Genomic DNA, 19658 nt, shown 5'->3' on the forward strand with positions numbered 1-19658 from the left:
AATTATATTGTACAAAATTTCTTGCTTGGTTTCTACTATGTTTGTGATATAATATGTAAGTTAATGGTACGATAATAACATTTAAACTAACTACTTTTAGGAGTGAATTTTTTGAAATCTCGTAATGATATTCGAAATATAGCAATTATTGCCCACGTTGACCATGGTAAAACAACTTTGGTTGACGAACTTTTGAAGCAATCAGGTACTTTTCGTGCGAATGAACATGTAGAAGAACGCGCTATGGATTCTAACGATCTTGAAAGAGAACGGGGAATCACCATTCTTGCGAAAAATACAGCTGTTCAATATAAAGATACAAGAATCAATATCCTGGATACTCCAGGACATGCTGACTTTGGCGGAGAAGTGGAACGTATCATGAAAATGGTAGACGGCGTTCTATTGGTTGTTGATGCCTATGAAGGCTGCATGCCGCAGACCCGTTTTGTTCTTAAGAAAGCTTTAGAACAAAAACTTACGCCAATTGTTGTTGTAAATAAAATCGATAAAGACTCTGCACGTCCGGAAGAAGTAATCGATGAAGTATTGGATCTCTTCATCGAATTGGGTGCAGAAGAAGAACAGCTTGAATTCCCGGTTATTTATGCTTCAGCCATTCAAGGTACTTCAAGCCCGGATCCAGATCCATCAAAACAAGAAGAGGATATGTCTTCACTGTTTAAAGCAATTATCGCAAATATTCCTGCTCCAGTTGATAACAGCGATGAGCCGCTTCAATTCCAGGTTGCTCTTCTTGACTACAATGACTATGTTGGGCGTATCGGAGTTGGCCGTGTTTTCCGCGGTAAAATGCATGTAGGACAGCAGGTTGCTCTTATGAAACTTGATGGCAGCGTGAAGCAATTCCGTGTTACAAAAATTTTCGGCTTCAGCGGTTTAAAAAAGGTTGAAATTGAAGAAGCATTTGCAGGCGACTTGATTGCAGTTTCAGGAATGGAAGACATAAATGTCGGAGAAACCGTCACTCCTGTTGAACATCAGGAAGCACTGCCAGTTCTTCGAATTGATGAGCCAACCCTTCAAATGACTTTCCTTGTTAACAATAGCCCGTTTGCAGGACGAGAAGGAAAATTTGTAACGGCCCGTAAAATCGAGGAAAGATTAAAGGTTCAATTGCAGACGGATGTAAGCTTACGTGTTGAAAATACAGATTCACCTGATGTATGGATTGTTTCTGGACGCGGAGAGCTTCACCTTTCCATTCTTATTGAAAACATGAGACGTGAAGGCTATGAACTTCAAGTATCTAAACCTGAAGTTATTGTACGTGTTATTGACGGTGTACGCTGTGAACCGGTAGAAAGAGTTCAAATTGACGTTCCTGAAGAACATACAGGAGCCATCATGGAGTCTATCGGCGCCCGCAAAGGTGAATTGCTGGATATGATCAATAATGGAAGCGGCCAGGTCCGCCTGATCTTCAACGTGCCTGCACGCGGACTAATCGGTTACTCAACAGAATTCCTTACAATCACAAGAGGCTACGGAATCATGAACCATACATTTGACAGCTATCAGCCTATGCAAGCTGGCCAGGTTGGCGGAAGAAGGCAGGGTGTTCTTGTTTCCATGGAAACAGGAAAAACGACTCAATATGGTACCATGCAGGTTGAAGACCGCGGCGTGATCTTTATTGAGCCTGGCACTGACATTTATGAAGGAATGATTGTCGGCGAACATAACCGTGAGAGCGACTTGACGGTTAATATTGTAAAGGCAAAACAAATGACCAATATGCGTTCTGCAAATAAAGACCAGACAACTTCTATGAAAAAACCTAAAATTATGTCACTTGAAGAATCACTTGAATATTTGAATGACGATGAATATTGCGAAGTAACGCCAGAATCAATCCGCCTTCGCAAAAAAATCCTTGATAAAAACGAACGCGAAAAGTTTGCTAAAAAGAAAAAAATGGCTGAAGCCTAATACGCACGTTTAAAGGGAGGAAGAAGCATGGGTGTCCATGAGCATTTGTCGTTTTTTGCAGCATTGTACAGAGTTGACGAATTTCCTAAAACAGGGATGTGGTTTTTGTATCTGACGATTTTAGCCCTTTGTATAATCGTATATCAGCTGGGGTTTGCCAAAAAGCTGCCACTGTTAAAAAATGCTGTCATTTATGCGGTAATGGCTCTTGGATGTACACTTCTTTCCTTTTTGGGTGTTTTTCTGCCAATGGGAGAGGGCCTTGTAATAGCAGCACTTGTTCTAGGCATTTACCGGTTCCGGCTGCGCAATCATAAAAAAGAAGAGCAGGCATAATCATGCAGTCCCTGCAAGATGCTCTTTATAATTGGCTGACCATTAAAGTGGTTTATGACGCAAGACCGGATGACATGGCTGCTCAAGAAACAAAGGAGTTTTTTGAAGCCAGGCTGAAGGAAGATCACGATGCATCAGTTATCAATCTGGAGAAAAATGGACCGTTTTATTTTGTTGATTTGTTAGCAGGCGGTGAAAAAAAACGGCAGCGATTTTCAATAGAATTAATTGATGCATTGCTTGAACAAATTGAGGCAGAGCCAGATAAATACAAAAATTATAATGAAGAATAACTAAAAAACCCGTACAGGCCTCGGTACCGACCCCCGAAAGTTAGAGTGAAAAAATCTAACTTTCGGGGGTGTTTTTATGGCTAAATATAGTGAAGAATTTAAAATAAAGCTTGTCACCGAGTATTTAGATGGAAATCTTGGCTATAAATCATTGGCAAAAAAATATAATATGGGCAGCCAGACACCAATCGTGGAATGGGTAAAAGTCTATAAATCTCAGGGGATGGAAGGATTAAAACGAAGAAAGACGAAGAAGGAGTATTCTGTTCAATTTAAATTAGATACGATACAATTTATGTTACGTACAGGTACTTCTTATTTAGAAACTGCTGTTCAATTCAATTTGAACCACCCTTCCTTGACTAGACGCTGGATGAAAACATTTCAAGAACAGGGAGTAGAAGGCCTGAAACTAAAATCAAAGGGGCGGCCTTCTATGTCTAAGAAACCCAATAATCAGAAGAAAAAAGAAGAAAAAAAGGGAACACGAGAAGAAGAGTTAGAACGTGAGAATGAACTACTAAGACTGGAGAATGCGTATCTAAAAAAGCTAAAAGCTTTTCGCGAGAATCCGAACGCCTTTCACGAAAAGCACAAACTAAGATGGCATTCGAACTTAAAGAAGAAGGATTTCGATTAAAAGATATTCTCTTTGTTGTAGGAATTCCAGAAGCAACTTATCACTATCATGTGAAAAGTTTTGGTAAAGAAGACCCGGATATAAAATTAAAAGAACTCATTGCACACCTATTTAAAAAGTTTTATGAACGCTACGGTTATAAACGTATTTCTACGGAATTAAAGAAACTAGGACACCTTGTCAATCATAAAAAAGTCTATCGTATTATGCGGGAGCTAGGATTAAAATGTGTGAAATTCATGCGAAAATCTCGTACTTATAATTCCTATAAGGGGACGATTGGAAGAGTAGCGAAAAATCGATTATCTCGCCGTTTTAGCACACCTGTCCCTCTTCAAAAATTAGTCACCGATATTACAGAATTCAAATGTCTAGGCGGAGAGAAATTATATGTAAATCCGATTCTTGACCTTTATAACGGAGAAATTGTTGCGTTTGAAATAGGGAAACGTCCAACGTTAGATCTTGTCATGAAACCTTTGAAAGAAACATTAGAGGTACTAAAGAATCATGCGACCTATCGCACCACGATCCATTCCGATCAAGGCTGGCACTATCAACACAACAAATGGGTGAGGACGTTAAAAGAGAATAAAATATTTCAAAGTATGTCACGTAAAGCAACCTGCGCAGACAACGCTTCGATGGAGAATTTCTTTGGCATTTTAAAGCAAGAAATGTATTATGGGGAAAAACTAGTAAGTTATGAAGAATTAAAAAGTGGAATAGAAGAATATATCCACTGGTATAACAATGAACGATCAAAAACAAAATTAGCTGGATTGAGTCCAGTCGAATACCGAACTCAATCTAGCCAATCAGCTGCATAATAAAACTCTAACTTTTGGGGGTAACCACCCTCTTCTGTACGGGTTTTTAGTTATTCTGTTTAAAAGAAGCCAGAATAGGCAATAAGCATGCATATAAAAGGTGGGAGATTGCCCATAAACCGAATGCTGCCATATTATCAGTCTGAGGTTCTGGAAGGGAAGAAAGCGATGTTAAAGGGAAATATGAAAAAATTAAGGGAATGATCATAAGAAGAGAAATTACATACTTTCCTTGTAATGAGCGGATTTTCCAATGATTTAAAATAAAAAAATAAAGAATGCCAAGTATGGCAGACAGCAGGAGATGGAATAGGAATTGGGTCATTTCGCTCCAGCGGATTTTTCCAATTACAGGAATGAATTTCGTATCGAGAAGAAGCTGATAGATATTTTCATTTGCGGCATTTTCGAGAGCTTTCATTAAAAATCCAAGAAAAAAGCCGGAAACAAGGCCGGCCATAATGCCATACTGCACCACTTTACCATTCATCTTCGGGAGTAACAGAGCGGTACAGCCGGAAGTTCCCTGTCTCAATGCGCTTCTGTGTTCTTTCTTCTATTCGTGAGTGGCATTCTTCACACATATAAGTATGTATAGGGCGGTTCCGTAATTTTTTTGCTTCTGGGGAGTAATCAGGTATTGATTCAATTTTGTCGCAAATTACACATTGTACTTTCATATCTTTTTCCTCTTTCCCTGGCAGTAATGACGCTGATTTGCTAGGCTGTTTTTTAAAAAGCAGTGATGAATATTTGTGGACATCCACCTTAAGTATAACATGTTTATCAGCTGATGAATATTTGGATATCCAAAAGCCTTCACTGCCCGGAATGCGCGGCTGAAGTTAGCTGATGCCAGCTTTTCTGCTGCTTTTTATGCAGTCCTGCAACATTTGCTGCTGCCATCATCTTGAATGGAGACTTGGCAAAAATAGTCCTATTTCCGTATACCATACAATTCTTCTTCTATCTTGCCCGGAACCGACATATATTTTATCAATAGTCTCGTCCTTTGCATATACACCTGTGAACAGGATGGAAATTGAGACATCTGAAATTGATTAGGCGGGAGGCTTCATTATTGGACAAAATATATGTTTTAGATACCAATGTCTTGCTGCAGGATCCCTATTCCATTTTTTTATTTGAAGATAACGAGGTAGTCATCCCGGCAGTTGTTCTTGAAGAATTGGATTCGAAAAAAAGATATATGGATGAAATAGGAAGAAATGCGCGGCAGGTATCAAAATTAATTGATGGCTTCCGCGAAAAAGGAAAACTTCATAAAAGTGTGCCTCTGCACAATGGGGGGACTATCAGAATAGAATTAAACCATCGTTCTTTTCATGAACTGCAGGAAATTTTCATAGAAAAAACAAATGATAACAGGATTCTGGCAGTTGCCAAAAATTTATCGCTTGAAGAGGAAAGCAAGGAAAACGGAAAAACTGTCATATTAGTCAGCAAAGATACACTGGTCCGGGTAAAAGCAGATGCAATTGGGCTGCATGCCCAGGATTTTTTAAATGACCGTGTTGTGGAGATGGACCATATTTACAGCGGGTTTCAGGAGTTATTTCTTTCACTTGAAGCATTGAATGCATTTTATGTCCAGGGTAACCTGGACATAGCCAAATACTCGAATCAAACCTTCTATCCCAACCAATTCATATTGCTGAAGGACGAACTCGGCGGATCATCTTCCGCAGTGGGAATAATGGACTGGACGGCAAAAAAAGTGAAAAAACTGATCTTTGACAGCGAGCATGTCTGGGGAATAAAACCAAGGAATGTACAGCAAATAATGGCAATGGAGGTCTTGCTGAGGTCTGACTTGCCTTTGGTGACATTGATTGGAAAAGCAGGTACTGGCAAGACACTCATGGCACTTGCAGCAGGGCTTATGCAAACGGAAGATTTGGGGCACTATAAAAAGCTGCTTGTTGCCCGTCCGATAGTGCCTGTAGGAAAGGATATCGGCTACCTGCCTGGTGAAAAAGAAGAAAAGCTGAGACCCTGGATGCAGCCGATTTTTGATAATCTGGAGTATTTGTTCAACACTAAAAAGCCTGGGGAACTGGACGCAATCCTTGCGGGGATGAGTTCAATAGAGGTCGAGGCGCTGACATATATCAGGGGGCGAAGCATCCCGGATCAATTTATTATTATTGATGAAGCCCAGAATTTAACCAAGCATGAAGTGAAAACAATCCTAACCAGGGTAGGGGACCGCAGTAAAATTGTACTGATGGGAGACCCCGAGCAGATTGACCATCCATATCTGGATGAATATAATAATGGGCTGGCATATGTAGTTGAAAAATTTAAAGATCAAAAAATTTCGGGGCATGTGAAATTGATCAAAGGAGAAAGGTCAGGACTTGCCCAATTGGCTGCGACACTGCTTTAGTCTGTATATTATTAAAATATATAAAGCTGTTCACCATGCAAGCGGCAAAGAAATCGGTTTCTTTGCCGCCGTTTGTCTAAAAGTTAAATCCTGCATTGATAGCAGTGATGGAGCTGTTCAGAGTGTCAAAGAAATTAAGTTTATTTCACTGTAAATGAGATAACATCTCTTATTGGCTGATTCCGGTTGGTGCCATCTCCAAAATAAATATATAAAGGCCCGCCATCTTTGATAGGTTTGCCATCTATGGAGAAACCAAGCAGGAAATTACTGGCTTCTTCCATGGTGAAGTGATGCTCTTTGCCGCCTGCTGTAACGGTAACTCCGGAAGCGTTTTCTTCAGGCTCGGCATTTTTTAAGAATGGATGAAAGGGAATTACAAATGTGCCGGATAAAAGTCTTTGTTTCTCAAATTTTCTTTCGGTTTTTAAAGTTGGGGGGAGAGTGGCCCCTTCCTGTATTTCCTTTTGCCAATGCCTTGCAGCAGTTGCTGTGTATTCTTCATCGCCGCTTCGTTCTGTTTTTTCCTCTGAAAAATATGTATCTATCTCAATCTTTCGGTCATCAAAAATCCAGACGCCGGGATCAAGGGTAATCTGATATTTTACTTTTCCATTAATAAAAACGATGGATTCCATTTCAATCAATTCCTTTCTTGGCTGTTTCAAGTATAAGTATAAGCAAAAATCATGAAATTGTCACAATTGAAGAAATGAAAAACGTGGATCAGTTTGAAAATGAAAATCCCTGCAGTTTCCTTTTTGTGTGAAGCAAAGTTACTGTCAGGTAAATAAGAGGCAGGATTCTTGAGTGACTCCTCCAGTAAAACGGAGCCCTTGTAAACTTATAAGTTCCTTGCTTTTTCATAAAAGTAAGGGTAAAATTTATAGATAAGATTTAATCGCTTTTTGAGCGGGGGGATTTATTATGGCATCTGAAATGCTTGTTAATCATCAAGAAAAAGCCTATGCTTTGTTAAAAGCAGATGCTGACAAGATTCTGAAGCTAATTAAAGTACAAATGGACAATCTTACTATGCCTCAATGTCCTCTTTATGAAGAGGTTCTCGATACTCAAATGTTCGGCTTGTCCCGTGAAATAGATTTTGCTGTCCGTCTGGGACTTGTGGATGGTTCAGAGGGAAAAGCTTTATTAGAAGAACTCGAAAGAGAATTATCAGCTTTACATGAGGCTTCCTTGCGAAAATAAACCTGCAGGATAATAAACTCAAAGTAATCGAACAGATTCTTTGAGTTTTTTTATTACCCGTTTTATGCTGTAAACAAATATTTTTATTTCAGTAAATGGTTTTTTTATATATAATGATAAAAAAGTTGCTGTATTCAGAATATTTTCGTATTATTGTTTAAGTATTATTTTTAAAGGATGCTCTATTATATTTATTATTTTCTGTTTATTCCCTATAAATATTATATTTAAATAATTGGATTATCTTAACAGGGAGTTTCATGGAAATCTCCCAAGGTGATTTTTCGAAACATAAAGGGTTAGTTTCCATTTAAATTGTGAAGTAAAAGACCGAGATTGTTCTCCGTTCTTTTTTTCAATATATTCATGTCCATTTCATATTGCAATATTTGAAGGGTGTCAGTATCAGCTTTTTGTAAGGGCCTTTCTGCTGTGTCCCCCTGGCAAATATGAAATAAGCAATTCAGCTAAAATACATAAAAGTAGGTGCTAGTATGAAAAAAAGTCGTATTACAAAAATCCTTGCTGCAAACCGTGGAGAAATCGCAATCAGGATTTTCAGGGCATGTACCGAGCTGAATATTCGGACAGTTGCCATCTATTCCAAAGAGGACTCTGGCTCTTATCACCGTTTTAAAGCTGATGAAGCGTATATAGTCGGCGAAGGAAAGAAGCCAATCGATGCTTATTTAGATATTGAAGGCATTATTGAAATTGCAAAAAGAAGCGGTGTAGATGCCATTCACCCTGGATACGGATTCCTATCGGAGAATATTGATTTTGCAAGACGCTGCGAAGAAGAAGGGATTATATTCATTGGTCCTGAAACAAGGCATTTGGACATGTTCGGCGATAAGGTAAAAGCAAGGTACCAGGCTGTACAGGCTGAGATCCCAGTTATTCCCGGAAGTGACGGGCCCATTGAAAGTTTGGGTGATGTAGCAGAATTTGGAGAAAAAAATGGTTTTCCTATTATTATTAAAGCATCATTGGGCGGCGGCGGCCGCGGCATGAGGATCGTCAATAATGCCGGAGAACTGCAGGAGGCATATGAGCGAGCAAAGTCAGAAGCGAAGGCCGCTTTCGGCAATGATGAAGTGTATGCCGAAAAATTCATTCAGCATCCAAAGCATATAGAGGTTCAGATTCTGGGTGACAAGTATGGAAATATCGTACATCTGCATGAGCGGGATTGTTCTGTGCAGAGACGGCATCAAAAGGTTGTCGAGGTAGCTCCGTCTGTATCCATTTCTGCGGAATTGCGGGCACGTATTTGTGAAGCGGCTGTAAATTTAATGAAAAATGTAAATTACATCAATGCAGGTACCGTCGAATTCCTGGTGGCAAATGATGAATTTTATTTTATTGAAGTCAATCCAAGGGTTCAGGTTGAACATACCATTACTGAAATGGTGACAGGCATTGATATTGTTCAGTCACAGATTTTAATAGCGGAAGGATTTGAGCTTCACGACTCGACAACCGCCATTCCTGCGCAGGAAGATATACAAACACATGGCTTTGCCATTCAGTCCCGTGTCACAACGGAAGATCCCTTAAATAACTTTATGCCTGATACCGGGAAAATCATGGCCTACAGGTCAGGCGGAGGTTTTGGGGTACGACTTGATGCCGGCAACGCCTTTCAGGGAGCGGTCATAACACCTTTCTATGATTCTTTGCTTGTTAAGCTGTCAACACACGGCATGACCTTTGAAAAAGCGGCTGCCAAGATGGTCAGGAATTTAAAGGAATTCAGGATAAGAGGCATCAAAACAAACATCCCATTTTTAGAGAACGTCATCAAACATGAGAAATTCAAAAAGGGAGAATACGATACTTCCTTTATTGATGATACTCCGGAGCTATTTGTTTTTCCTAAAAGAAAAGACCGGGGCACAAAAATGCTCAGTTATATAGGGAACGTCACAGTAAATGGATTTCCGGGAATTGAAAAAAAGAAAAAACCTGTTTTTGACAAAGTGGATATCAGCGGGCTGAAAACAAACAAGGACATTCAAAGCGGAACCAAACAGATTCTTGAAGCTATGGGTCCAGAAGGTCTTGCAAATTGGATCAAAGGGCAGAATGAAGTCCTCATAACCGATACCACATTCCGTGATGCCCATCAGTCTCTTCTTGCAACAAGGGTCAGGACAAGGGATCTGCTTCAAATAGCGGAACCTACTGCCAAGCTTTTGCCTCATTTATTTTCCCTGGAAATGTGGGGAGGGGCAACATTTGATGTCGCTTACCGTTTCCTTAAGGAAGATCCTTGGGACAGGCTGCTCCGGATGCGTGAAAAGGCGCCAAATGTTTTATTTCAAATGCTTCTGCGTGCATCCAATGCAGTCGGATATAAAAATTATCCTGACAACGTAATTAAAGAGTTTGTGGATAAATCTGCTTCCGCAGGAATTGACGTATTCCGGATCTTCGACAGCCTTAATTTCGTTAAAGGAATGGAAGTTGCGATTGATTCAGTCCGCAGTTCCGGAAAAGTGGCAGAAGCCGCGATTTGCTATACAGGTGATATAAATGATCCATCCAGAAGAAAGTATGATATTGATTACTATAAAAATTTGGCAAAAGAACTGGAAAATCAGGGAGCACATATCCTTGGGATAAAAGATATGGCAGGGCTGCTAAAGCCTGAGGCTGCTTATCGCCTGATCTCTGAATTAAAGGATACCATTGATATCCCTATCCATTTGCATACACATGATACGAGCGGAAATGGGATCTACATGTATGCAAAGGCAATAGAAGCAGGTGTGGATATTGTCGATACAGCCATTGGCTCCATGGCAGGGCTGACTTCACAGCCAAGTTCCCAGACTTTGTATTATGCCCTTGAAGGCACAAAAAGGCAGCCTAAGCTTGATATTGACTCCCTTGAAGGATTATCTGGATACTGGGCAGGTGTCAGGGAGTATTACAAGGATTTTGAAAGCGGCATGGTGGCTCCCCATACAGAAATCTACAAGCATGAAATGCCGGGAGGCCAGTACAGCAACTTGCAGCAGCAGGCAAAAGCAGTCGGTTTGGGTGAACGCTGGAATGAAGTAAAAGAGATGTACCAAAGAGTCAATGCCATGTTTGGCGATATTGTAAAAGTTACACCGTCTTCAAAAGTGGTAGGAGATATGGCGCTTTTCATGGTACAAAACGATTTGGATGAGGAAGCTGTTATAGCAAGAGGAAAATCGATTGATTTTCCAGATTCAGTTATTGAACTGTTCGAAGGATATCTTGGCCAGCCTAGCGGAGGCTTTCCGAAGGAACTGCAGCAGGCCATATTGAAAGACAGGAAGCCAATTTCAGTAAGGCCGGGAGAGCTTCTGGAGGATGTCGATTTCGATAGTCTTAAAGAAGAACTATACAGGGAAATCAACAGGCCTGTCACAAGCTTTGATGCGCTGGCATATGCCTTATATCCAAAGGTTTTTCTTGATTATGTGAAAACAATTGAACAGTTTGGGGATGTTTCAAACCTGGACACTCTTACCTTTTTATATGGAATGAGGCTTGGAGAAGAAATTGAGGTTGAAATTGAAACTGGAAAGACGCTGATCGTGAAACTGGTATCTATCGGCCAGGCAGAGGCGGACGGAACCAGGGCCATTTATTTCGAACTGAACGGCCAATCCCGCGAGGTCGTCATTAAGGATGAGAGCATTAAATCATCAGTCCAAAGTAAAATGAAAGCAAATCCCAAGGATGCATCTCACATTGGGGCAACAATGCCAGGAACAGTATTGCGTGTCGTTGCTGAAAAGGGAGAAAAGGTGAAACAAGGCGACCATTTGATAATTACTGAAGCCATGAAGATGGAAACCACTGTACAGGCTCCTTTTTCAGGAACCATTAAAGAAATACATGTTAAAGACGGTGAAGGTATCAGCACAGGAGATTTGCTCATTGAAATCGAGAAATAAATAAGTGGAAAGAGTACAGACTTTAAAGCTTGCCTTTCCAAAGAAACAGAAAAAAGGCTATCTCATAGAGATGCCTTTTTTCTGTTCTGCCCGTATGAAGTACCGCCATGAGCCGGACCTGCTTCAGCTATATAAAATCTTAGCTATATAATATTCCCCTTTTGCGGAGGCTGGAGATGTACTGCCTGATTTTTGGCGGCAATCTGTGACTGGGCAGAAAAACTGTTTTTCTTGCTCCGGCTTGTTATAAGCAGCAAATAGCTCAATACGCCAAAGAAGCAGGAAATGAATACTACATGTGCAAGGGAAACGATTAGGTTAAGCTTCGTAATGATAATCAGAATGCCAGCAAGTGCCTGGAAAGTAATTAAGGAAAAAGCTGTTATCCAGCCCCAATATATCACTTTTTGATGTCTGTATTTGCTTATGGCAGTGTAGGCAGCAATGCCAGCCCAGATAAAAATTAATCCGGCAGCAGCCCTATGCCCCATTTGGACCCATTCGTAAAGGTTGCCTGGGAGCGAGGGGCTGCTGTTTACGCACAAAGGCCAGTCTTTACACACCAGGCTAGATTTCGTGTGCCTGACAAGTGCCCCTGTATAAACTACAAAATATGTATAAATCATCAGTCCGTATATATGGAATTTCATCGTTTTATCGACGATCAGTTTTTTTGCATCGAATTTTTTGTCCACCTCAAAAATAAGAAGAGTCAGCAGGAGCACTGAGGCAAAGGATATTAAGGAAATCCCAAAATGAAGGGCCATTATAAAACTGGATTGCCCCCAAAGCACAGCTCCTGCACCAATCAGTGCCTGTACTGCCAAAAAAATGAAAGACATAAGAGACAGAAGCTTTGTTTCCCTGATATGGCCAATGCTTTTCCAGGACCAGACCGAAAGTATTAAAACCATGAATCCCACTGAACCGGAAATAAGGCGGTGTGCCAGTTCAATCAAGAGAGCAGGAGTAATATCCGAAGGGACAAACCTTCCTTCACAAAGAGGCCAGGAACGTCCGCAGCCCATGCCTGAGTCAGTTTTAGTTACAAGAGCGCCGCCCAGCAATATTAAAAGCATTCCTATTGTCGTTAATACCGCAAACCACTTTAATGCCCGATACACCCAGTCTCACCTCTTTAATTCTAAGTTTGCTATTAGAACGATAAGCATTCATTGAAGTCGCTTTGCCTGTTCATGTTGGCCTTTATTGGTTAATCATAGCATAAAAGAAAAGAATTATTTCAAAAAAACTCAATAATTAAACTTTTTCGATATTATTCAACTTACCTCTTTTTTGCAGAATTGTAAATAAAAAATGTAAACGCTCTTATAAGCTGGATGATTGAAAATGCAGTGTGCAGCTGATAAAACTAATAGGGGAGAAAGGGATCGTATAGCAGCAGGTAATTCAAATTCCATGTGTAGGAAGTACCTGCGGGACGATGCCGGGTTAAGAAGGAGGTATATTTACGGGAAAGGGATTTCAGCACCCTGTCCGCTTGGCATTCAGGGATTTTTAATAGCAGGAGATTCTTGAAAATATAGAGATTGAGACACAATTTGGTCAAAAATTATACAAAAAAAATCCACAAAATTGGATGAAAGTATGATTTAATAGACTCAAGAAGGATACTTAAACTTTTATTCGTGGTAAAATAATGATATAGAAATAAAATATATTATATTAGGATTTCGTTGACAGTGATAAAGGAATGAAGCTGATTCTTTGTTGACACTTCCTTGATTGCAAATGCAAAAATAAGCAAAAGACGTTTTTTTGTGTTTGCTGAAATATTCAAAGGAGGAACATATATGTCAAACAGGGCACTGACAGAAGCTGACATAAAAAACGGCGAAGCATCCCTTATTCCAGAAACAAGTGCCTGGAAAGACTTTACGGCGCTTATCAAAGTTGGAATAGTAAATTCCAATATGATTACGACTTTTACGGGCTTATGGCTGGCTCTTCATTTTTCAGGCATGCATTTTTTAACTAATCTCGACACAGTTTTCTTCGTCCTGGCTGGTTCAGCACTAATCATTGCGGGATCATGCAGCTTAAATAATTTTTATGACCGCGATATCGATCATTTGATGGAAAGAACCAAAAACAGGCCAACTGTAACAGGAAAAGTCAGTCCTGCTAAAGTTTTGACACTTAGTCTCATACTAATCGCACTAGGGCTGTTTTTACTTGGCTTAACGAATATGACTGCTGCAATCATCGGCTTTATCGGTGTTTTTTCATATGTAGTGCTTTATACAATGATTTCTAAGCGGCGTTATGTTTCAAATACGATTGTAGGCAGCATCTCCGGTGCCGTTCCTCCGCTTATCGGGTGGGCAGCTGTGGATCCGGGTCTTGATACAATGGCGTGGGTGCTATTTATGATTATGTTTCTCTGGCAGCCTCCCCACTTTTATGCATTGGCAATGAAACGTGTGGAAGAATACCGGGCGGCAGGCATTCCCATGCTTCCAGTCATCAAAGGGTTCAAAGCAACGAAACGGTCTATTGTCTTGTGGGTCGCATGCCTTGTTGCTGTTCCTTTCTTTCTTACCTCACTGGGCCTTCCGCTTGTCATCCTGGCTTCAGTACTGACGGCCGGATGGCTTGCACTTGGCCTTTACGGTTATAAAATGAAAGACGATTTAAAATGGGCCAGGCTAATGTTTGTCTACTCCTTGAATTATATGACCATTTTGTATGTTGCTATGGTTATTGTCACCGTAATATAATTAAATGACTATCCGGCAGCTTTTTGAATTGCCGGATAGTTTAATACATAACAGAACATCATCTTTTGTACCGGCATACATAATGAAGCTTGATTCCTATCCTTTTTTTGGGGATTCTTTCTGGTTTGCAGAATTTATATAGAGAGAATTTTATTAACCATTCACATCTTTAGAATGTGTGAAATTTTGACGAAAGAGGGGTTTCTAAAGCTATGAAAAAAAAGCTGCAAAAATGGCGTCTGTTTTCAATTTTTGCAATTTTGGCGCTAATTCTATCCGGGTGCGGAAAGCCTTACCTGTCTGCATTAACGCCAGCTGGAGAAGTAGCGAAAAAACAGTATGACCTGATGATCCTGAGCACGATGATCATGGTACTGGTAATTGTTGCTGTTATTGTACTTTTCGCTATTGTAATGGTGCGCTTCCGCCGCAGAAAAGGGGATGAAACAATTCCCAGGCAGGTTGAAGGGAATCACAAACTTGAAATCATTTGGACTGTTATTCCTATTATCCTTTTAATCGTCCTGGCTGTTCCTACTGTTATAAGCACGTTTGACTTTGCGGATACAAAAGCCATGGAAAAGAAAGATAAAGCAGGGAAGACGAAGGATGCCCTTGTAGTGAATGTAAGGGCCAACTTATACTGGTGGGAATTTGAATATCCTGATTTAGGGATTGTCACCAGTCAGGAGCTTGTCGTCCCGACTGGCCAAAAGGTTTACTTCAATTTAAAGGCTTCCGATGTGAAGCATTCATTTTGGATTCCTGCAGTAGGAGGTAAAATGGATACCAATGTTGAGGGAGTAAATAAATTCTGGCTGGAGTTTGATCCGAAGAAATCCGAGGACGTCGGCAACATGTTCTATGGTAAATGTGCTGAACTTTGCGGTCCATCCCATGCACTTATGGATTTTAAGGTAAAGACTAAATCAAAGGCAGACTTTAATCAGTGGGCAGCAGATATGAAAGCGGTTAAAAAACCGGCTGCTGTTGGAGATCTTGCAAAAGAGGGCGAAGCAGTGTTTAACAAATCCTGTATTGGCTGCCATGCGGTTACCCCTACAGATGCAAGGCCGGAAAAAGCACGCCAGGCGCCAAACCTAGCTAACTTTGGGGAGCGGGAACGGATTGCTGGTGTCTTAAAGCATAATGAAGAAAATCTGAAAAAATGGCTTCAGAATCCTGAAGAGTATAAACCGGGCAATAAAATGACCGGAAAATATGGAAAGCTTACAGATCAGCAGCTGGATGCACTCTCTGCATATTTAATGGGTCTGAAAGTGGAAGCACAATAGGGGAATATTGATCGAATAGGGGGTTGGATTGTGAGTACGCACGCTAAGAAAAAAGGATTTGGCGCAACGATTTGGGATTTCCTTACAACAGTTGACCATAAGAAAATCGCCATATTATACCTTATTACAGGCGGACTGTTCTTTGTAGTCGGCGGACTGGAAGCAATGTTTATAAGAATTCAGCTTGCAGTGCCGAATAATGACTTCGTAAGTGCAGGCTTATATAATGAAATTATAACGATGCACGGCACGACAATGATTTTCCTTGCGGCCATGCCGCTGATTTTTGCGATGATGAATGCAGTTGTTCCTCTGCAGATAGGTGCGAGGGATGTCGCATTTCCATATGTGAATTCGCTTGGGTTTTGGCTGTTCTTCTTTGGAGGCGTTTTCTTGAACCTATCCTGGTTTTTTGGAAAAGCGCCGGATGCAGGATGGACTTCATATGCATCCCTCGCCATGAACTCTCCTGGACATGGAGTCGATTTTTATATACTCGGACTGCAGATCTCGGGATTTGGAACATTAATTGCGGGAGTCAATTTTCTCGTTACCATCATTAACATGCGTGCACCAGGCATGACTTATATGCGGATGCCGCTTTTGACCTGGTCGACATTCGTGGTTTCGGCGTTAATTCTTTTTGCTTTCCCTCCTTTGACAGTAGGGTTAACGCTAATGATGTTCGACCGGATGTTCGGGGCTAATTTTTTTGAAGTAGCAGCTGGAGGGAATACGATAATCTGGGAGCATCTTTTCTGGATATTCGGCCATCCTGAAGTATATATTCTCATTCTGCCTGCATTTGGTATTTTCTCGGAAATATTCGCAACATTCTCAAGGAAAAGATTATTCGGATATTCCTCAATGGTATTCGCTACCGTTTTAATTGGTTTCCTTGGTTTCATGGTATGGGCTCACCATATGTTTACGGTAGGACTTGGCCCGATTGCGAATGCCATATTTGCGGTTGCAACAATGGCCATTGCCGTCCCTACAGGCATCAAAATCTTCAACTGGATCTTTACCATGTGGGGCGGCAGCGTAAAATTTACAACGCCAATGCTTTACGCCGTCTCATTTATTCCTACTTTTACAATGGGGGGAGTAACAGGCATCATGCTTGCCGCTGCTCCAGCAGATTATCAGTATCATGACAGCTATTTTGTCGTGGCACATTTCCATTATGTAATTGTAGGCGGAGTAGTTTTAGGCTTGCTTGCTGGAATAACCTTTTACTGGCCAAAAATGTTCGGAACAATTTTAAACGAAGCTCTCGGGAAAATTTCGTTCTGGTTTTTCCTGATTGGTTTCCACTTGACATTCTTTGTTCAGCATTTTTTAGGACTCATGGGAATGCCTCGCCGTGTGTTTACCTATCTGCCCGGCCAGGGTTTCGAGACGGCCAATATGATAAGTACAGTTGGAGCATTTTTAATGGCAATCGGAGTACTGGTAATGCTTGTTAATATTGTTATGACGTCCGTTAAAAATGAAAAAGTAGGAAATGACCCTTGGGGAGATGGGCGCACGCTTGAATGGTCCATTCCTTCACCGCCTCCATTTTATAATTTCAAACAAACGCCGCTTGTCCGCGGACTGGATGCCTTTTGGATTGAAAAAATGGAAGGGAAGAATACTTATACACCTGCAGAGCCGCTTGGTGATATCCATATGCCTAATTCATCCATTCTGCCTGTGACCACTTCACTTGGTCTGTTTGTTGCAGCTTTCGGTGCGATGTATCATGCTGATAAAGCAACTTGGGCCATACCTGTAATTATCCTTGGCCTTGCAATTACATTTGGATCCATGCTTCTCCGGTCAGTAATCGATGACCATGGTTTCCATATTCATAAAGAGGATTTGCTAGAGGATGAAGATAAGGGGGTAAAGGCATAATGCATGCAGATGAAAAATTCACTGACATAACCTGGCCTGCTGCTCCAGAAAAAGCCACTCTTGAAGGAAAAAATAAGTTTTTGGGATTTTGGCTGTTTCTAGGCGGCGAGACTGTATTATTTGCTTCCTTATTCGCCACTTATCTTGCTTTGAAGGACAAAGTTCCGAATGATGGTGCTGCCCTTGCAAAAGATTTATTTGAATTGCCTTTAACATTTATTGCCACAATGCTTCTGCTTACAAGCTCTTTGACTAGCGTTTATGCAATTTTTCATATGAAGAACCGGGATTTCAGTAAAATGCAATCCTGGCTTGTGGTAACAGTTTTGCTCGGCTTTGGATTCCTCGGACTCGAAGTGTACGAATTTAATCACTATGTTCATGAATTCCATCATACGTTTACAAGCAGTGCATTTGGATCAGCCTTCTATACCCTTGTAGGATTTCATGGAGGCCATGTTGCCTTTGGATTAATGTGGTTTTTATCCTTGATGCTGAGAAATGCAAAAAGAGGACTCAATTTATATAATGCGCCTAAATTTTATATTGCAAGCCTGTATTGGCATTTTATTGATGTAGTATGGGTATTTATCTTTACGGTTGTATATCTAATGGGAATGGTGGGATAAACTGATGGCGAATGATCAATCAAATTCAGCTAACCCTAATGTGAATTTAACGTATCGCCGCAAAAAAAATGCTGAGGAAATGAAGCATCAGCTTATAACTTTTACGCTCATGATATTCCTTACTCTAATCGCTTTTTTCGCAGTGAAGTATGACGGTTTTTCACATTGGTTCACTAAGCCATTTATTTTGCTTCTGGCTGTTGTACAGGTAATATTTCAATTGTATTATTTCATGCATATGAAGCATAAGGGCCATGAAACGATAACCATTTTTATTTATGCAGGGTTAGCGGTGGGGTCCATTGCCATACTAACGTTCCTGACTATTGTCTGGATTTGATTTTATTAGGGAAATCGGCTGAAATTAAGCCGGTTTTTCTATATATATCACTGATAACAGCGCCTTACTAAACGGGTAAAAGGGACTGACAGCAAATGTGCTAAAGGGGGGATTGTGTGTCAATTGATATATTTGGTTTTCAGGCCTTATGGAGTCCATACTTTTTTGCATCTTTAATCATATTAACTGCTGGATATTTGTTATTGGTCACGAAATATAGATATGTATTCACAGGGAACGCACCCGTTCCTGCCAGACAAAACCTGATTTTTGCTGTAACGATGCTGCTGCTGTATATAATAAAAGGGTCGCCGGTTGACCTGCTTGGGCATATTATGTTCAGTGTCCATATGTCACAGATGGCTATTCTTTATCTCGTGATTGCTCCTTTATTCATTATCAGCATTCCCGCCTGGCTTTTTAGATGGCTGATTGCCATAAAAGGCTTGAATACTATTTTTAATTTCTTTACGATTCCTTTGATTGCTCTGATTGTTTTTAACGGACTTTTTTCTTTCTATCACATTCCTTTGATATTTGACTTTATCAAGGTGAACATGTGGCTGCACAGCACGTATACAATAGTCCTGTTTATTGCCGCCATATTCATGTGGTTTCCATTATTGAATACACTGCCAGAAAGACAAAGTCTATCAGGGTTAAAGAAAGTCGGATATATTTTCGGCAGTGCCATTTTGCTGACACCTGCTTGTGCACTTATCATTTTTGCGGATCATCCGATTTACCATACTTTTTCCAATCCGCAAGCGTGGTCGAGTGCCATGGAGCTTTGCGTTCCATCGTCTGCTTTATCAGGGATTCAGTTAAGCGGACCTGAGCTTTTCAATGGACTGCCCCTGCTTGAGGATCAGCAGCTCGGAGGGGTCCTTATGAAAATTATTCAGGAAATTGTGTATGGCATTTTGTTAGGGTACATTTTCTTTTCCTGGTACCGGCAGGAAAATGGAGAATCTAAAAAAATTGATCCTGTTTTAGATCTTAACTTTATGAAATGAAAATACGGCATTCTGCTTGATGCGGGGTGCCCCTTTTTTTGCGAAAAAGTGAGCGTTCTGTTACGAAAGGGAGTATTATATTGAATTTTAACAAAACGTTTTATAAAATGAATAAGATGAATATAA

General features: G+C 40.5%; 19 protein-coding genes. 14 read left to right on the plus strand and 5 right to left on the minus strand.

The annotated features are described in order from the left end of the window. Nucleotides 1–111 precede the first annotated feature (111 nt). The 5 genes from typA to ACN6MY_RS09440 all read left to right on the plus strand — a co-directional run bounded on the left by typA (nt 112) and on the right by ACN6MY_RS09440 (nt 4052). Nucleotides 112–1953, plus strand: a complete 1842-nt coding sequence (typA, locus tag ACN6MY_RS09420; protein WP_419883716.1) for a translational GTPase TypA — start codon at nt 112–114, stop codon at nt 1951–1953. Nucleotides 1954–1980: 27 nt separating this feature from the next. Then, nucleotides 1981–2289, plus strand: coding sequence for a YlaH-like family protein (locus ACN6MY_RS09425; RefSeq protein ID WP_419883717.1), 309 nt, complete (start codon nt 1981–1983; stop codon nt 2287–2289). 2 nt (nt 2290–2291) lie between these two features. Continuing rightward, a complete protein-coding gene (locus ACN6MY_RS09430) occupies nt 2292–2582 on the plus strand; it encodes a hypothetical protein (protein ID WP_419883718.1) in 291 nt (96 codons plus the stop codon). 76 nt (nt 2583–2658) lie between these two features. Beyond that, the gene (locus tag ACN6MY_RS09435) at nt 2659–3222 is read left to right on the plus strand and encodes a transposase (protein ID WP_419881349.1); all 564 of its coding nucleotides are present in this window, start codon (nt 2659–2661) and stop codon (nt 3220–3222) included. Further along, on the plus strand, nt 3186–4052 hold the full coding sequence (locus ACN6MY_RS09440) for an IS3 family transposase (RefSeq protein ID WP_419883719.1): 867 nt from the start codon (nt 3186–3188) through the stop codon (nt 4050–4052). Before ACN6MY_RS09435 ends, ACN6MY_RS09440 begins: the two co-directional genes overlap by 37 nt. A gap of 46 nt (nt 4053–4098) precedes the next feature. Here the strand turns inward: ACN6MY_RS09440 and ACN6MY_RS09445 are convergent, their stop codons facing one another. From ACN6MY_RS09445 to ACN6MY_RS09455, 3 genes are all read right to left on the minus strand, one after another. Further along, complete coding sequence (locus ACN6MY_RS09445; protein WP_419883720.1) at nt 4099–4530, minus strand: hypothetical protein; 432 nt, start codon at nt 4528–4530, stop codon at nt 4099–4101. 1 nt (nt 4531) lies between these two features. Beyond that, nucleotides 4532–4732 (minus strand): YlaI family protein, encoded by a 201-nt coding sequence (locus tag ACN6MY_RS09450; protein WP_071352845.1) that lies wholly within the window; start codon nt 4730–4732, stop codon nt 4532–4534. A 139-nt stretch (nt 4733–4871) separates the two neighbouring features. After that, nucleotides 4872–5006, minus strand: a complete 135-nt coding sequence (locus ACN6MY_RS09455; protein ID WP_419883721.1) for a hypothetical protein — start codon at nt 5004–5006, stop codon at nt 4872–4874. A 127-nt stretch (nt 5007–5133) separates the two neighbouring features. Here ACN6MY_RS09455 and ACN6MY_RS09460 point away from each other — a divergent pair, with 127 nt between their 5' ends. Continuing rightward, nucleotides 5134–6462, plus strand: a complete 1329-nt coding sequence (locus ACN6MY_RS09460) for a PhoH family protein (protein WP_419883722.1) — start codon at nt 5134–5136, stop codon at nt 6460–6462. A 140-nt stretch (nt 6463–6602) separates the two neighbouring features. Here ACN6MY_RS09460 and ACN6MY_RS09465 read toward each other — a convergent pair whose 3' ends face one another. Continuing rightward, nucleotides 6603–7100, minus strand: a complete 498-nt coding sequence (locus tag ACN6MY_RS09465) for a peptidyl-prolyl cis-trans isomerase (protein ID WP_419883723.1) — start codon at nt 7098–7100, stop codon at nt 6603–6605. Between the two features lie 289 nt (nt 7101–7389). Here ACN6MY_RS09465 and ACN6MY_RS09470 point away from each other — a divergent pair, with 289 nt between their 5' ends. Both ACN6MY_RS09470 and pyc read left to right on the plus strand, forming a co-directional pair. After that, a complete protein-coding gene (locus tag ACN6MY_RS09470) occupies nt 7390–7671 on the plus strand; it encodes a YlaN family protein (protein ID WP_071352842.1) in 282 nt (93 codons plus the stop codon). Nucleotides 7672–8165: 494 nt separating this feature from the next. Further along, nucleotides 8166–11609 carry a pyruvate carboxylase gene (gene pyc / locus ACN6MY_RS09475; protein WP_419883724.1) on the plus strand — a complete coding sequence of 1148 codons (3444 nt, stop codon included), beginning with the start codon at nt 8166–8168 and terminating at the stop codon, nt 11607–11609. 143 nt (nt 11610–11752) lie between these two features. On the opposite strand, the gene ACN6MY_RS09480 is transcribed toward pyc, so the two are convergent. Continuing rightward, nucleotides 11753–12733, minus strand: a complete 981-nt coding sequence (locus ACN6MY_RS09480) for a COX15/CtaA family protein (RefSeq protein ID WP_419883725.1) — start codon at nt 12731–12733, stop codon at nt 11753–11755. A gap of 690 nt (nt 12734–13423) precedes the next feature. Between ACN6MY_RS09480 and cyoE the strand changes: the two genes are divergently transcribed. The 6 genes from cyoE to ctaG all read left to right on the plus strand — a co-directional run bounded on the left by cyoE (nt 13424) and on the right by ctaG (nt 19532). After that, nucleotides 13424–14350, plus strand: a complete 927-nt coding sequence (gene cyoE / locus ACN6MY_RS09485; protein ID WP_419883726.1) for a heme o synthase — start codon at nt 13424–13426, stop codon at nt 14348–14350. A 212-nt stretch (nt 14351–14562) separates the two neighbouring features. Then, the gene (gene coxB / locus ACN6MY_RS09490) at nt 14563–15645 is read left to right on the plus strand and encodes a cytochrome c oxidase subunit II (protein ID WP_419883727.1); all 1083 of its coding nucleotides are present in this window, start codon (nt 14563–14565) and stop codon (nt 15643–15645) included. A 30-nt stretch (nt 15646–15675) separates the two neighbouring features. Continuing rightward, on the plus strand, nt 15676–17547 hold the full coding sequence (gene ctaD, locus ACN6MY_RS09495; protein ID WP_090987983.1) for a cytochrome c oxidase subunit I: 1872 nt from the start codon (nt 15676–15678) through the stop codon (nt 17545–17547). Then, nucleotides 17547–18176, plus strand: a complete 630-nt coding sequence (locus ACN6MY_RS09500) for a cytochrome (ubi)quinol oxidase subunit III (RefSeq protein WP_419883728.1) — start codon at nt 17547–17549, stop codon at nt 18174–18176. Before ctaD ends, ACN6MY_RS09500 begins: the two co-directional genes overlap by 1 nt. 4 nt (nt 18177–18180) lie before the next feature. Continuing rightward, nucleotides 18181–18516, plus strand: coding sequence for a cytochrome c oxidase subunit IVB (ctaF, locus tag ACN6MY_RS09505; RefSeq protein ID WP_071349384.1), 336 nt, complete (start codon nt 18181–18183; stop codon nt 18514–18516). 116 nt (nt 18517–18632) lie between these two features. Continuing rightward, a complete protein-coding gene (gene ctaG, locus ACN6MY_RS09510; protein WP_419883729.1) occupies nt 18633–19532 on the plus strand; it encodes a cytochrome c oxidase assembly factor CtaG in 900 nt (299 codons plus the stop codon). The last annotated feature ends 126 nt before the right edge of the window (nt 19533–19658 follow it).

Source organism: Peribacillus sp. B-H-3, assembly GCF_048572925.1.
Lineage (GTDB): Bacteria > Bacillota > Bacilli > Bacillales > DSM-1321 > Peribacillus.